The organism is Marinobacter daepoensis DSM 16072, assembly GCF_000421165.1.
Classification (GTDB): Bacteria; Pseudomonadota; Gammaproteobacteria; order Pseudomonadales; family Oleiphilaceae; genus Marinobacter; species Marinobacter daepoensis.
The window spans coordinates 731615-746000 of record NZ_ATWI01000008.1 but is presented as its reverse complement, the minus strand read 5'-3'; the positions used below and the strand labels follow the sequence as shown (position 1 = coordinate 746000).

Here is a 14386-nt window from a genome sequence, read left to right as displayed (position 1 = left end):
ATGCCAGACATTTTTACCAGAGTGACCAGCCACCATCTTCATCTTCTTCAATGGTTTCCTGAGCAGCTGACCCGGCCTGTACCGGCGCCGATTCAGCGGGTGCCGCCGGTGTCGTTGATTGTCCGGTGTTTTGAGCCGCCTGCTGAACAGAGATCATGCCCAGCGCCTTTTCGGTTTCCGAATCCAGAATACCGGTCGCTTCAAGGCCATGTTCTTTCTGGAACCGGGCCAGTTCAGCACGCGTGGTATCGTCCATCCCCGGACGAACATTGGTGACGTTGTATCCTGCACCATAGAGTGCGTGCTTGAGTGCGATCACTTCATTGGCCTGAGCGGCGAGCGGCAGTCCCAGCAGGGCGACCGTTCCGACCGCCAACACCGTTCTGCCCATCTGACGGGTGACTGTTTTCATGGTTCTCACCTGATCTACTCCTGGATATCTCTGCGACATCGGCTGTTCTGTTTTTATAGTATGGCGCCTTACATGACACATCAGCGCTTAATGACCTTAACACAGATTATTTGCCCGACGCCCCGTCATGCTCCGGACTTTCAGGCTCAGAATGAGACGGCTGTCCAAATTCTCGAATGAAGATTCCCCAAAAAGCCATAAACAGCGCAGCCACCAGCGGCCCCATCACGAAGCCGTTGATCCCGAACATAACGATGCCTCCCAGTGTCGACAGCAGCACAAGGTAATCCGGCATTTTAGTGTCACGCCCCACCAGCACAGGCCGCAACAGATTGTCCGCCAGCCCGATCACCAGCACTCCATAAGCCGTCAGGATAAGAGCCGGCACAAGATCACCCACCGCGGCCAGGTAGATGGCCGCCGGCACCCAGACAATGGCGGCGCCCACCGCGGGCAACAGAGAGACAATCGCCATGACCACCCCCCACAACAATGCGCCGGTAATGCCGAGAATCCAGAATATCAGCCCCCCCAAAGCCCCCTGTATAATGGCAATCAGCAAATTGCCTTTCACCGTTGCCCGGGTGACCTCAGCAAACTTGGCAAACAACAGACGCTCGCGCTCATCGCCCAGCGGCAGAGCCTGTATCATCAACTCAATCAGCTTCTGGCCATCCCGAATCAGAAAAAATGCCAGATAAACCATCAGTGCAAGCCCCAGGAAAAACTGGAAAGTGTTCTGCCCGATTCCCAGAGCCTGTTTCGCCAGAAACTGACTTCCGCCCAGAAACGCACTGACCGCACGATCCCGCAGCCCCGAAAAATCAATGTCAAACTGCCCGAGGAACGCTTGAATTGCCGGGAAAGACTGATTCACCTGATCGATGTATTCTCCCGGGCGAATCTCCCCCGCCTGGATTTTCTGATAGATCCCCATGCCTTCGGCAATCAACGCTGCGCCAAGGACAAGCACCGGAATCACCACGATCACCATGCAGATGAACAGTGTGACAAGAGCGTTCAGCGTAGGTCGATCACCAAGCCGGCGAACCAGCAACTGCTGAACCGGATGAAAAATCAGGGCAATCGCCACTGCCCAGAAAATCGGACCAAAAAACGGCTTCATAAGCAGAATGAACGCAAGCGATACGCCCAGAAGCATCGCAAGAAAGGTCCGTGTTTCAAGTTTTGCGTACATAAACGATGTTTCCTGTCGAGACAGCCCCCGTCGGGGCAGATTAGGGGTAGCAGACTAACACGACAACGTGGCCACTGTAGTGAGGTTCGCGTTATAGTGGTTGGTTATCGATCAGCCGACAAGACAGGTTTTGTGATTGGAAGCAGATAATTTTACCGTAGAAAGCGCGCTGGAGGCTGCGCTCGTATTGCAGAAGGTCCTTGCGGCCCGCACTCACCGGCGAAAGGTGATGGGGCAGGACGTTCTGGTACCCGGCCAGCTTGGCGATGCCTTGCAACTGCCCAAAACCATCTCCCGCCTTCGCGGCAAGCAACAACGACTGCGTGAGCGCGGCCTGGAAGACTTTCAGGAGCTCTGGCCAACTCTGTCTATCTATACCCGCCAGCGGGTATTGAATGGGCTGGGCTGGTATGACCCCAAAGAACTCGATTGGGACGATAAGCGCTCCAATCGCCGCCCCATGGTCGACCCAGACACCTGATACGTATAAGTGCGGAAGCCGAGACACCAGCTCCCGGCCGACCCAGACTTTGAATTGTCACATTTCGCCCTTACTGTCTTTAGATCAGGAGGATAACTATGACTGACAATAACCATTACATTGCCATCCTGGCCGAAGGAAGTGCCGTTCCGACTTTGTTGTGCGGCCACTGCCAATCCATTTTGTCCCGTGCCAGAATTTTCAGAAATCAGGGCGGTGCCCACCAGGCCATCGCATGCAACACCATAGGCCTGTGCTCCGCCGACGACTGCGGTGCTCTGAACTGCTGCGACGAGGCCCTGGGTCAGATTGAGAACCCGGAGCGCTTGTTCGACATCGCATCCTGATTCAAACCGTCAACGCTCTGTTACGCAACTCAAACACACCAAATGTCCATCTGATTTATCCTGACATTCGACGATTGTCGTCCCGATAATCACGCAACCACTCAGTCAGGATAGTCGATGGCATGCGTATTCTGAGAACCGACGAAGCCCGATTCGCAGGCCTTCCGGATTATCCCTTTTCACCACACTACCTGGAGGTAGAGCCCGGACTGAGGATGCATTTCGTGGATGAGGGGCCCGCCAGTGCAGCCCCTGTGCTTATGCTCCACGGAGAACCCTCCTGGTCCTATCTCTACCGCCATATGATCCCGACGATCGCTGAAGCCGGCTATCGGGTTCTGGCTCCGGATCTGATCGGGTTCGGTAAATCCGACAAACCGGCAGCACTCACTGATTACCATTATGATAACCACCTGGCCTGGCTGACCCGCTGGCTTGACACGCTGAACCAGACAAACATCACTCTGGTGTGCCAGAACTGGGGATCCCTCCTCGGCCTGAGACTGGCAGCAGAACATCACAGCCGGTTTAGCCGAATCATCGTCGGCAATGGCATGCTACCGACCGGTGAGAGCCGACTCCCTACGGTGTTCAGGCTATGGAAAGTCTTTGCCAGCCGCAGCCCCTGGTTCCCAATCGGCCGACTCATTCAACTGGGCACCGAACGCACCCTCAGCCCTGATGAAATTGCAGCCTATGACGCCCCCTTTCCCACCTCTGAATACAAGGCAGGGGCGAGAGCCTTTCCCGCCCTGATCCCGACATCCCCGGAAGAGCCAGCCAGCGTTGCCAACCGGGAAGCCTGGCGTGTACTTGAAAAATGGCGCAAGCCTTTCATCACCTGCTTCAGTAACGGAGACCCTCTCACCCGTGGTGGCGATCGCTACATGCAACGGCGCATTCCCGGCGCTTTCGGCCAGCCCCACATTACTCTGAATGGCGGCCACTTCCTCCAGGAGGATACTCCCGATCAGTTTGCCCGAGTGATCCTCGACGCCCTGAAAGCCGAAATGGCAGCCTGACCACAGGGTCAGCCAAATACCGTCACAGTCTGCCGACTCAGGGCCACGAGATCCCCATCCGGTGTCCAGATGCCCGCGTGAATGTGGCCATACCCGGCACCGGCCTGATCAATCGTTGCCCGGTACAGCAACCAGTCGTCGGGCTTCATCTGCGGGCGGGGATGAACAACCTCCAGCGCCCAGCTCAGGGAACTTGCAGGAGCCGGCACCTTCAGATGCGGCAACAAAGCGGGAGGCCAGGCATCCACCAGGGCAATAATATGCGCATCGGTCATCCGTTCCGGCGTTTCCCGGAACTTCATCCACCCGCCCATCTCGCGCCCGCCTTTGCCCGAAAAAGGCAGATGGCCAAATGCCCAGCGCATTTCTATATGCCGCGTAAACTCAGGCGTCACGCCGGGGATGTGGGGCAATGACCCACAAAGATCCACTGGCTTCGCCTGCGGGGCTGCCGCGGGCTCGACCCGCACGGCCGACTCCCTTCCCCCACCAAAGCTAGCCAGACACACCAGCCGAGGCTCTCCGCCCTGGGTAATGCGCCCCTGCACCTGGGAGACCGCCTTACCCTCTCGCAGCAACTCAGCACTGACACGAAACGGCACACCGGCCTCCACCGGCCCGACAAACGATACCTGAAGCGCCCGCATCGCCCGGCCATCCGTCACTTTAGCAACCATGGCTTCAAAGACCAGGGCAGTCACCAGACCACCAAACGAGGCTCTGCCCTGCCGCCAGTCCGGCGAGACCTGCAGCTCATCATTCTGTCGGACATTGCCCAGTAGTTCGTCGAACGTCATTCGCCTTGATTCCTATTCATCCGCCAACAAAGCATCAAGCGTGCCCTACTTCCCGGAGCCTGACAACACACCCGCCCCGGCAACTACCTACCGATTACCGGTCAATAGCCGTATAAAAGCTGCCCAAAAGCGACTATAATGTTTCAAAATCATGCACTGTCTCTGCAGTGCGATACCCTCCGAATACCGAGTACATTCATGTCAGAATTGTCTTTTGCTGAACTGGGGCTGGATCCATCAGTACTGGAAGCTGTCTCCGCCGTTGGCTATGAAACCCCGTCGCCCATTCAGGCGCAATCCATCCCTGCCCTGCTGGCTGGCAATCATCTTCTGGGCGTAGCCCAGACCGGCACAGGAAAAACCGCAGCGTTTGCCTTGCCACTGCTGAGCCGGATTGACGCCAATGTGGCCGAGCCTCAGATCCTGGTATTGGCCCCTACGCGAGAACTGGCCATTCAGGTGGCCGAGGCATTCACCACCTATGCCAGCAAGTTCCGCAATTTTCACGTTCTGCCGATTTACGGAGGTCAGGACTTCTCGCCACAGATCCGGGGCCTCAAGCGCGGCGCCCAGGTGATCGTTGGCACCCCGGGCCGTATGCTTGACCACCTGCGTAAAGGCACGCTCAAACTTAACAGCCTGAAAGCACTGGTGCTGGACGAAGCCGATGAGATGCTGCGCATGGGCTTTATTGACGACGTGGAAGCCATCCTGGCGAAAACACCGGACACCTGCCAGCGCGCGCTGTTTTCTGCCACCATGCCGCCACAGATCAAAAAAGTGGCGCAAACGTACCTGAAAAACGCAACGGAAGTTAAAATTGAGAGCGAGACCCGCACGGTTGAACGTATCGCCCAGTTCGTACTTCCGGTCTATGCCGAGCGCAAGCTTGACGCCCTGACCCGCATTCTGGAAGTCGAACCGTTCGACGCTTCCATCATTTTCGTGCGCACCAAGGCAGAAACGACCCTGCTGGCAGAAAAGCTGTCTGCCCGAGGTCATGCAGTTGCTCCTCTGAATGGCGACCTGAACCAGCGCCAGCGAGAACAGACCGTCGAAGATCTGAAACGTGGCAAGAAAGATATCGTGATTGCGACCGACGTTGCTGCACGCGGCCTGGACGTTCCCCGGATCACACACGTCATTAACTACGATGTGCCCTACGATACCGAGGCCTATATTCACCGTGTCGGCCGTACCGGTCGTGCCGGACGCACCGGTAAAGCTATCCTGCTGGTCACCCCCCGTGAACGCAGCTGGCTGCGCACTCTTGAACGTGCCACCAACTCACCGATGGAACCGTACCAGCTTCCCTCACCGGCGGCACTTCAGAAGATGCGTGTCGAGCAGTTTGAATCACAGCTGATGGGCTTCACCGACGATCCTCGTGCCGCCAAGGCTATCGCCCTGCTGGATGAGATCGCCGAACGCAACGACATGGACATGGCCGCCGTTGCCGGAGCCCTCGCGTGCTGGATGGAGGCCTCACAGCCAGATTCTCTGCCGCTGGAGCAACCCGAGGCCTTGCCGGAAGTTTCAACAGCACCTCGTCGCGACCGCAAAGGCCCACCCCACGGCAAAGGGGGTTACCGTAAAGGCGGCCCTGGCAAAAAGTTCAGCAAAGATGGGAAGCCCGGTTTCCGAAAAAGCGGCCCGAAAGGTGGAAAACCTGTAGGGAAAGGTGGAAAACCTGCCAGCAAAGGCCCCAAGCGCGCACCGCGCTGAGGCCTGCCAGGCAGCCGGTCAGTCAGACCGGCTGCGCTGATAGACAACGAAACTGTAGTCGTAAGGATTGTTGTCGGACGCGGAGAAATCTTCACGCCCGACTTCCTCCCACTCGTCCCAGTTCACCTGAGGGAAAAAGGCATCACCGTCTACCTCAGCATGCACCTGAGTGATGTACATCCGGTCAACCATTGGCAGTGCCTCAGCGTAAATCTGGCCGCCCCCAATGATCATGACCTCATCGCCACCTTCCAGCTCTGCCTGCGCTTCGGCTTTTACCAAAGCCGCATCCAATGAGGGCGCGGCCACCGTGCCAGCCGGTGCCTGCCAGTTGACATTGCGCGACACCACCACATTCATTCGCCCCGGCAATGGGCGACCAATCGAATCCCAGGTTTTCCGCCCCATGATGATGGGCTTACCCATGGTCGCCTGCTTGAAGTAACGCAGGTCTCCCGGAAGGTACCAGGGCAGCTTGTTGTTGCGGCCAATGACCCGGTTTCGGGCCATTGCAACGATCAGTGCCTTTCTCATGCTCGTCTTTCCTCGAATGTGGAACCTTGCAACGTCTCAGACCTAGATGGCGATCGGGGCTTTAATGACCGGGTATGGGTCATACCCTTCAAACTCGAAATCCTCCAGTTCGTAATCGAAGATGGAGTCTGGCTTGCGCTTGATGACCAACTTTGGCAAATCGCGGGGCTCACGCTTAAGCTGCTCGAAGACGATGTCCTCGGTCAGGTGATTCCGATAAAGATGACAATCACCAAACGTGTGGACAAACTCTCCCACGTCGAGATCACACTGCTGGGCAATCATGTGGGTCAGCAACGCATAGGAAGCAATATTAAAGGGCACCCCAAGAAACAGGTCGGCACTTCGCTGGTAGAGCTGGCAAGAAAGCCTGCCGTCTGCAACATAAAACTGGAACAGGCAGTGGCACGGCGCCAGGGCCATACGCCCCGCTCGTACATTGTCTTGAGGGCCAACCGACTCATCCGGCAGCTCGGCCGGGTTCCAGGCCGAAACAATCAGGCGCCGGGAGTTGGGCTTGGTGCAAATCTGGCCAATGACATCACTGATCTGATCAATCACACGGCCATCATGGCATTGCCAGCTGCGCCACTGCTTGCCATAGATCGGCCCCAGATCCCCGTTCTCCAAAGCCCACTCATTCCAGATGCTGACCTTACGCTCCGACAACCAGGTGTTGTCTGTGGAGCCGTTAAGGAACCACAGCAGCTCGTAGATAATGCTGCGCAGGTGAACTTTCTTGGTGGTTACCAACGGAAACCCCTGCTGCAGGTCGAACCGCATCTGACGACCAAAAACGGAACGGGTGCCCACACCAGTACGGTCACCCTTGTCGAATCCGTTATCCACAACATCCTGCATCAGGTCCAGGTAGGCTTTCATCAGGCGTTTCTCCGATAAGCAAAGAACATCAGGGCAGCGCCCGCGGCAATCATTGGTGTGGACAGCACCTGCCCCATCGTCAGCCAATCAAAAGCCAGGTACCCCAACTGAGGGTCCGGCTGGCGCACAAATTCAACGAGAAAACGAAACATCCCGTAACAAACGAGGAACAAACCGGAAACCGCCATTTTGGGCCGGGGTCTGGACGAGAACCACCAGAGAATCACAAACAGAGCGACACCTTCCAACGCAAACTGATAAAGCTGAGACGGGTGTCTGGCCAGGGCATCGGGAGCCTGGGGAAAAACCATACCCCAGGCAACATCGGTAGGCTTGCCCCAGAGTTCACCATTGATAAAGTTACCAATGCGCCCCGCCCCAAGGCCCACCGGCACCAGCGGCGCAACGAAATCAGCAATTTTCCAGAAGCCTGCGCCGGTTTTCCGTCCGAACCAGGCCATGGCCAGCATCACTCCCAGCAAGCCACCGTGGAATGACATTCCACCTTCCCAGATCCGCAACAACCAGAGCGGGTCCGCGACAAACGCATCAAAGTTATAAAACACGACGTAGCCGAAACGGCCACCAAAGATAACCCCCAACGCCAGATAGAAGAGCAGGTCACCCACCTGCTCTTCCTGCAGCGGCGACCAGGGCTTGCGGGAGCGAAGGCGCCCGAGCCACCAGCCCGCTGCGAAACCGACGAGATACGTCAGACCGTACCAATGAATTTTCAACGGCCCGAGGGCAATCGCCACCGGGTCAAACTGTGGATGTTGCAGCATGAAGGCTCTCTCAGCTCAGAAGAAAACGTAAACCAACCAGAACCAGCACAATGGCAAAGATACGCTTGAGCAAGCGACCATCCAGACGATGAGCCAGCCTCGCGCCAATCCTGGCAAAAAACACACTGGTAGCGACAACACCAATCAAGGCGGGCAGATAGATAAAGCCAAGACTGAGCTCCGGCAGGTCCGGGTTCTGCCACCCGGTCCAGATATTGGCCAGCGCCCCGGCAATCGCAATTGGAAAGCCACACGCCGCAGACGTTGCCACCGCCTGCTGCATCCTGACATTACACCAGCTCAGATAGGGCACTGTCAGAGTACCACCACCAATTCCGAATATGGCCGAGGCCCAGCCAATCACACCACCAGCCGCTCCCAGCCCGGTCTTACCCGGAACACTGCGTCCCGCCTTGGGGTTAACCTCAAGAATCATCTTGAGCGCCACCAGAATGACAAACACTCCGATAATGGTCTCCAGTACCGGACCGCTGAGCAGAGCCGCCGTCCAGGCTCCAAGCACAGCGCCAACCACTATTCCGACCGTCATCGGCCGGAAAAGATCCCAACGAACAGCCCCATGCTGATGATGCGTCCGAATGGAACTGATCGATGTAAAGACAATCGTTGCCAGTGACGTTCCCACCGCAAGATGGGCAGCAATCTCCGGGCTGATGCCTTGCAGGCCAAAACTGAAGATCAGCACAGGCACGATCACCAGCCCGCCACCAATGCCAAAGAGGCCGGCCATGGTCCCAGCCAGCGCGCCCAATAAAAGATACAGTATGATGATGCCTATCATGCTCATGGCTCCAGACCACCCCGGCTCAGATCAGGCTGGTATGATACGCAGGAATGCCAGCGACTGCAGCCCACGCACGGAAGGAATTCATCTCAACCATGTGTCTCATCGCGTTTGCCATAGGTCAGAATCGCCGTTTTCCCCTGGTTGTTGCCGCCAACCGGGATGAATTTTTCCGCCGCCCGACGGCAGACATGGCATGGTGGACCCCAGCCGAAGGCACAGACATTCTGGCCGGGAGGGATCTGGCCTCAGGGGGCACCTGGCTGGCAATCAGCCCGGAGGGGCAAGTGGCTGCCGTAACCAATGTCCGAGAGGGCAACCCCGACCCCGGGGCGAGCAGCCGGGGCGAGCTGCCTATAAAGGCATTAGCAGAGCCCACCAGCACACTCCTGCCATCCCTTAACGCAACCGCCAGCCACTACGCTGGCTTTAATCTGGTCACCTTGTCAGAATCCGGTGGCTGGTACTACAGCAATCGGGACGCCCACCCGGGGCGCACTCTGTTCCGTGGCACCTACGGCCTGAGCAACCACCTTCTGCAAACGCCCTGGCCAAAACTGCTCCGATTGAGAACCGCCTTCGCCAGAACGATAGAGCAGGCGAACGCTTATGCCGACGATCTGCACAACCAACTCCTGCCACTGCTTCAGGACACCAGCACCGCTCCGGATCACCAACTCCCTCGAACCGGTGTCGGCCTGGAAACCGAGCGATTCCTGTCGTCGCCCTTCATCATTGGTGACCAGTACGGCACTCGGGCAACGACGATTGTCACGCTGGACGACGGCGGGATTATTACCGTTACCGAACAATCCTGGGGGACACAGGGTCAGGCTCTGGGAAAACGCCAGTTCCGCTGGCAGCGAGAGCAAACGGACTCTGGTATAATCCGCACAATTTCCGAAACCCCCGACCGGAGGTCTCCCCATGGCCGGTGAGAATACCCGCAGCGCATCGATCGCCGACTTTGAATCGTCCCTCAACGAGCTGGAAAATCTGGTTCGTGACCTGGAGCAGGGTGAACTGTCTCTCGAGCAGTCCCTGGCTGCCTTTGAACGAGGCGTCAAACTAACCCGCGATTGCCAGAGCGCGCTCAAATCCGCAGAACAACGGGTGGAACAACTCGTGCAGAACAGCGACGGTTCGCTGGAATCCCGGCCTTTCTCAACAGACGACGACCAGCAATGAACGAACGGATGACCCAGGCCGAGGCCTATCTTGAGCGGTGCCACAAGGAAATTGATCAGGCACTAGACCATTTTATGAGCCACAGCACCACCTCCGAGCGGTTGCGGGACACCATGAGATACAGCGTTCTTGGCGGTGGCAAGCGTGTGCGACCGGCGCTTTGCCTGGCTGCAGCAAAAGCGATGGGGGTCAATGAAAAGACCGCCCTGGCCCCGGCCTGTGCCCTGGAGCTGATCCACGCTTACTCGCTCGTTCATGATGACCTGCCGGCCATGGATGATGACGATCTTCGCCGCGGCCGCCCGACGGCACACATCGCCTTTGATGAGGCTTCGGCAATCCTCGCGGGGGATGCGCTTCAGTCGCTTGCGTTCAGTCTGCTTTCCGAAGCTCCCGATCTGACCGACCGCCAGCGCGTGGTAATGGTCTCGGAGCTGGCCCGGGCAAGCGGCCACGAGGGCATGGTCGGAGGACAGGCAATCGATCTCGAGTCGGTGGGCCAGCAGCTGAATGTGGAACAACTGGAAACCATGCACCGGCACAAAACCGGCGCATTGATCGAAGCCAGCGTCCGACTCGGCGCCCTGACAGCAGAAAACGTCACCGAACGCCAGTTGTCCGACCTGTCCGACTATGCCAGCGCGCTGGGGCTTGCCTTTCAGGTACAGGATGATCTCCTGGATATCGAAGGAGACACCCAGACTATCGGCAAGCGCCAGGGCTCAGATGCCGCCAAAGAAAAACCCACGTACCCGGCGTTGCTGGGGATCGATGGGGCCCGACAGCACCTGACCCGGCTACTGAATGATGCTCTCAACGCAATAGAGGGCTTTGGCTCTGAAGCTGACACACTGAGAGCCATGGCGGACTATGTGGTAGCCCGCAGTCACTGATCACTTTGAGACCCTGGCACCATTTTGTAACAACAGGCCCCGGAGGTATGAAACCGGGGCGCCTGTTCCCTTATAATGCCAGCCATAGAACTCATATTCCGAGAAAGACCCGAGCTGATGCAGGACACATACATTTTCAGGGAAATCCCGTCACAGCGCCCCAACACACCGCTGCTTGACCGGATCGACGTGCCATCGCAGCTTCGTGAGCTGTCAGCCGAGGATCTGCCCCACCTGGCCCGGGAGCTACGAGCTTTCCTGCTGTGGTCGGTGGGACAAACTGGTGGCCATTTTGGCGCAGGCCTTGGCGTCCTTGAGCTGACGATCGCTCTGCACTACGTCTTTAACACCCCGGAAGACAGACTGGTCTGGGACGTCGGGCATCAGGCTTACCCCCACAAGATCCTCACTGGCCGTAAAGAACAAATGGGCAGCATTCGCCGAAAAGGCGGTCTGGCCGGTTTCCCGAAACGAGCGGAGAGTGAATACGACACCTTCGGCGTGGGCCATTCCAGCACCTCCATCAGTGCGGCCCTGGGAATGGCCATTGCCGCCAGAATGCAGAACACCGGGCGCAAAAGCATTGCCGTCATCGGTGATGGCGCCATGACCGCAGGCATGGCCTTTGAAGCCCTGAACCATGCCGGCCACCTGCATGCTGACATGCTAGTCGTTCTGAATGACAACGACATGTCCATTTCCCGGAATGTCGGCGGGCTCTCTAACTATTTTGCCAAGCTGCTCTCCAGCCGCACTTACAATCAGGTCCGGGACAGCAGCAAAAAGGTGCTCAAAGGCACCCCGCACCTGATGGCACTGGCCAGGAAAACCGAAGAACATTTCAAAGGCATGATTGCCCCCGGTACTCTGTTCGAAGAACTGGGGTTCAACTATATCGGGCCGATTGATGGTCACGACCTGCCACTACTGGTCGAGACTCTCGAGAACATACGGGAACTGGAAGGCCCCCAATTCCTGCACGTGGTCACCACCAAAGGCAAAGGCTTCGCACCCGCCGAAGCCGACCCGATCGGCTACCATGCCATCAACAAGATCGAGCCGGTGCCTGCCAGCAAGCCGGAACCGGTGATTCCCAAGCCGGTCAAGCCAAAATACGCCAATGTTTTTGGCCAATGGCTGTGCGATGCCGCAGAGCAGGACAACCGGCTCGTGGGTATTACCCCGGCCATGTGTGAAGGCTCAGACCTGCTCGCATTCGCTGAGCGCTTTCCGGAACGCTACTTCGACGTTGCCATCGCAGAACAGCACGCCGTTACCCTGGCCGCTGGCCTGGCCTGCGACGGCGCAAAGCCAGTGGTCGCCATCTACTCCACTTTCCTGCAGCGTGGCTATGACCAGCTGGTGCACGATGTCGCCATCCAGAACCTGGATGTCCTGTTTGCCATCGACCGGGCAGGGCTCGTCGGTGAAGACGGGCCAACTCATGCCGGCGCCTTCGATATCAGCTACCTGCGCTGTATCCCCAACATGGTCATCATGACCCCGTCGGACGAGAACGAAACCCGGCAACTTCTGCAAACGGGGCTGGAATTCAACGGGCCCGCGGCTGTCCGCTACCCTCGCGGAACAGGCCCTGGCGCGGAGATTCAGCAAGCCCTGACACCGGTTGCCATCGGCAAGGGCCGACGGATCCGTGAAGGCAGCCGAGTGGCCATTCTCAACTTTGGTACGCTGCTGTCGCCCGCTCTCAAAGCTGCAGAGGCACTGGGCGCAACGGTCGCTGATATGCGCTTTGTTAAGCCCCTGGATGACGCTCTGATTGTGGAACTGGCTGAAGCTCACGAGCTGCTGGTTACGCTGGAGGAGAATGCCATCGCCGGTGGCGCCGGGAGCGCTGTCACTGAGCTTCTGAACACGAACCAGATCTCCATGCCCGTCCTGCAACTGGGGCTGCCTGACGCCTTCATTGAACACGGCAAGCATGAGGAATTGCTTGAAGAGTGCGGGCTGGATGCTGAGAGCATCCGCCGCCAGATTGCCACGCGGCTCGAACAGCTAAGCTACCAGCCGGCTCTGGCCGCAAAGTAGCTGAGAAAAGGCGGCTCCCGACGGAGCCGTCGGCTTTCACTCAGACCGGGTCATCATCCTGATGGGTGTCAAGCCAGTGACCCAGCTTGCTCTGCTTGGTATTAAGGTAATGCTCATTGTGAGGATTCCGCCCTACGTGCAACGGCACTCGCTCAGCAATCTGAATACCATAGGATTCCAGTGCTTTGACTTTTCGGGGGTTATTGGTCATCAAACGGAGGCTGCGCACACCCAGATGCTCAAGCATGTCTTTGCACATGCTGTAGTCTCTCAGGTCAGCCCCAAAGCCTAGACGCTCATTGGCCTCGACCGTATCCGCCCCCTGATCCTGCAGGCGATATGCCCGGATCTTGTTGAGCAACCCAATGCCTCGCCCTTCCTGCCGCAAGTAAAGCAGAACGCCCCGCCCTTCCCGGGCAATGCTCCGCAAAGCCTCTTCCAGCTGATAACCGCAATCACACCGCATGCTATACAGAGCATCGCCGGTCAGACATTCGGAATGAGTTCTTGCCAACAGTGGCTCACCGCTATCGATCGCCCCCAACGTTAATGCCACGTGCTCTTTACCGGTGTCCGGCTCCTCAAAGCCATGCATATCAAACACACCAAAGGGGGTGGGCAAACGGCAGGTCTCAACGTAACGAACAGCCACTGTGTTTCCTCGTGGTTCGGACAAATTGGGCGGGCATTCTATCATGTGGCTGCGTAACTGGCGTAGTGTCGGCACAACTCCCTCCGGATTCAGCCGCACAGGAGGGGTTACGAGCCTCGGCACTCATCAGCTCATTGGCCGGGCGCTCGCCAATGGCCAGAGCGACCGCCTTTCTTCTCCAGCAGGCGAAGATTGTCGACCACCATCCCCTTATCGACGGCCTTGCACATATCGTACAGGGTCAGGGCGGCCACACTGGCAGCGGTCAGGGCCTCCATTTCAACGCCCGTCTGGCCGGACAGCTTGCAGCGGGTCTGAATGCGGATCGACGCACCATCATCCCCGCCCGCCAGCACCACTTTCACGGACGTCAGATTGAGCGCATGACACAGAGGAATCAGGTCATGGGTTTTCTTGGCCGCCATGATCCCCGCAATGCGCGCCGTCGCCAGAACATCACCTTTTGGGTGCTCTCCCCCGAGAATCATCCTCAGGGTTTCCGGGGCCATTCGGACAACCGCTTCAGCCCGGGCCTCCCGCTCCGTCACCGATTTGTCGGTCACATCAACCATTCGGGCTTCGCCCTTGTCGTCCAGGTGCGTCAGCTTGCTCACAC

General features: G+C 57.9%; 17 protein-coding genes. 8 read left to right on the top strand and 9 right to left on the bottom strand.

Annotated features, from left to right (window positions below; genetic code table 11):
* Positions 1-13 precede the first annotated feature (13 nt).
* The gene (locus tag K325_RS0104050) at positions 14-412 is read right to left on the bottom strand and encodes a peptidoglycan-binding domain-containing protein (RefSeq protein ID WP_029652981.1); all 399 of its coding nucleotides are present in this window, start codon (positions 410-412) and stop codon (positions 14-16) included.
* Between the two features lie 106 nt (positions 413-518).
* On the bottom strand, positions 519-1610 hold the full coding sequence (locus K325_RS0104045) for an AI-2E family transporter (RefSeq protein WP_029652980.1): 1092 nt from the start codon (positions 1608-1610) through the stop codon (positions 519-521).
* 136 nt (positions 1611-1746) lie between these two features.
* On the opposite strand from K325_RS0104045, the gene K325_RS0104040 reads away from it, so the two are divergent.
* The 3 genes from K325_RS0104040 (at position 1747) to K325_RS0104030 (ending at position 3460) form a co-directional block, all read left to right on the top strand.
* Positions 1747-2091, top strand: a complete 345-nt coding sequence (locus K325_RS0104040; RefSeq protein WP_029652979.1) for a hypothetical protein — start codon at positions 1747-1749, stop codon at positions 2089-2091.
* Between the two features lie 98 nt (positions 2092-2189).
* A complete protein-coding gene (locus K325_RS0104035; RefSeq protein WP_029652978.1) occupies positions 2190-2438 on the top strand; it encodes a hypothetical protein in 249 nt (82 codons plus the stop codon).
* A 122-nt stretch (positions 2439-2560) separates the two neighbouring features.
* A complete protein-coding gene (locus K325_RS0104030; RefSeq protein WP_029652977.1) occupies positions 2561-3460 on the top strand; it encodes a haloalkane dehalogenase in 900 nt (299 codons plus the stop codon).
* 8 nt (positions 3461-3468) lie between these two features.
* On the opposite strand, the gene K325_RS0104025 is transcribed toward K325_RS0104030, so the two are convergent.
* Positions 3469-4257: an acyl-CoA thioesterase gene (locus K325_RS0104025; protein ID WP_029652976.1), complete on the bottom strand. Its 789-nt coding sequence runs from the start codon at positions 4255-4257 to the stop codon at positions 3469-3471.
* 198 nt (positions 4258-4455) lie between these two features.
* On the opposite strand from K325_RS0104025, the gene K325_RS0104020 reads away from it, so the two are divergent.
* Positions 4456-5982: a DEAD/DEAH box helicase gene (locus tag K325_RS0104020; RefSeq protein WP_029652975.1), complete on the top strand. Its 1527-nt coding sequence runs from the start codon at positions 4456-4458 to the stop codon at positions 5980-5982.
* A gap of 18 nt (positions 5983-6000) precedes the next feature.
* On the opposite strand, the gene K325_RS0104015 is transcribed toward K325_RS0104020, so the two are convergent.
* Genes K325_RS0104015 through K325_RS0104000 form a run of 4 tightly spaced genes read right to left on the bottom strand, consistent with a single transcriptional unit; the run spans position 6001 to position 8991 of the window.
* Positions 6001-6516, bottom strand: coding sequence for a dihydrofolate reductase (locus tag K325_RS0104015; RefSeq protein ID WP_029652974.1), 516 nt, complete (start codon positions 6514-6516; stop codon positions 6001-6003).
* A gap of 42 nt (positions 6517-6558) precedes the next feature.
* Entirely contained in the window at positions 6559-7398 is an 840-nt protein-coding gene (locus tag K325_RS0104010; protein WP_029652973.1) for a thymidylate synthase, read from the bottom strand.
* The gene (gene lgt / locus K325_RS0104005; RefSeq protein ID WP_029652972.1) at positions 7398-8183 is read right to left on the bottom strand and encodes a prolipoprotein diacylglyceryl transferase; all 786 of its coding nucleotides are present in this window, start codon (positions 8181-8183) and stop codon (positions 7398-7400) included. Before lgt ends, K325_RS0104010 begins: the two co-directional genes overlap by 1 nt.
* 10 nt (positions 8184-8193) lie before the next feature.
* Positions 8194-8991 carry a sulfite exporter TauE/SafE family protein gene (locus K325_RS0104000; protein WP_029652971.1) on the bottom strand — a complete coding sequence of 266 codons (798 nt, stop codon included), beginning with the start codon at positions 8989-8991 and terminating at the stop codon, positions 8194-8196.
* Positions 8992-9083: 92 nt separating this feature from the next.
* On the opposite strand from K325_RS0104000, the gene K325_RS0103995 reads away from it, so the two are divergent.
* The 4 genes from K325_RS0103995 to dxs all read left to right on the top strand — a co-directional run bounded on the left by K325_RS0103995 (position 9084) and on the right by dxs (position 13118).
* Positions 9084-9926, top strand: coding sequence for an NRDE family protein (locus K325_RS0103995; RefSeq protein ID WP_084694153.1), 843 nt, complete (start codon positions 9084-9086; stop codon positions 9924-9926).
* Entirely contained in the window at positions 9916-10176 is a 261-nt protein-coding gene (locus K325_RS0103990) for an exodeoxyribonuclease VII small subunit (protein WP_029652969.1), read from the top strand. Before K325_RS0103995 ends, K325_RS0103990 begins: the two co-directional genes overlap by 11 nt.
* Entirely contained in the window at positions 10173-11069 is an 897-nt protein-coding gene (gene ispA / locus K325_RS0103985; protein WP_029652968.1) for a (2E,6E)-farnesyl diphosphate synthase, read from the top strand. Before K325_RS0103990 ends, ispA begins: the two co-directional genes overlap by 4 nt.
* A gap of 117 nt (positions 11070-11186) precedes the next feature.
* Positions 11187-13118, top strand: coding sequence for a 1-deoxy-D-xylulose-5-phosphate synthase (gene dxs, locus K325_RS0103980; RefSeq protein WP_029652967.1), 1932 nt, complete (start codon positions 11187-11189; stop codon positions 13116-13118).
* Between the two features lie 40 nt (positions 13119-13158).
* Here dxs and ribA read toward each other — a convergent pair whose 3' ends face one another.
* Both ribA and moaC read right to left on the bottom strand, forming a co-directional pair.
* Positions 13159-13770 (bottom strand): GTP cyclohydrolase II, encoded by a 612-nt coding sequence (gene ribA, locus K325_RS0103975; RefSeq protein ID WP_029652966.1) that lies wholly within the window; start codon positions 13768-13770, stop codon positions 13159-13161.
* Between the two features lie 131 nt (positions 13771-13901).
* Positions 13902-14384, bottom strand: coding sequence for a cyclic pyranopterin monophosphate synthase MoaC (gene moaC, locus K325_RS0103970; RefSeq protein WP_029652965.1), 483 nt, complete (start codon positions 14382-14384; stop codon positions 13902-13904).
* Between the last annotated feature and the right edge of the window lie 2 nt (positions 14385-14386).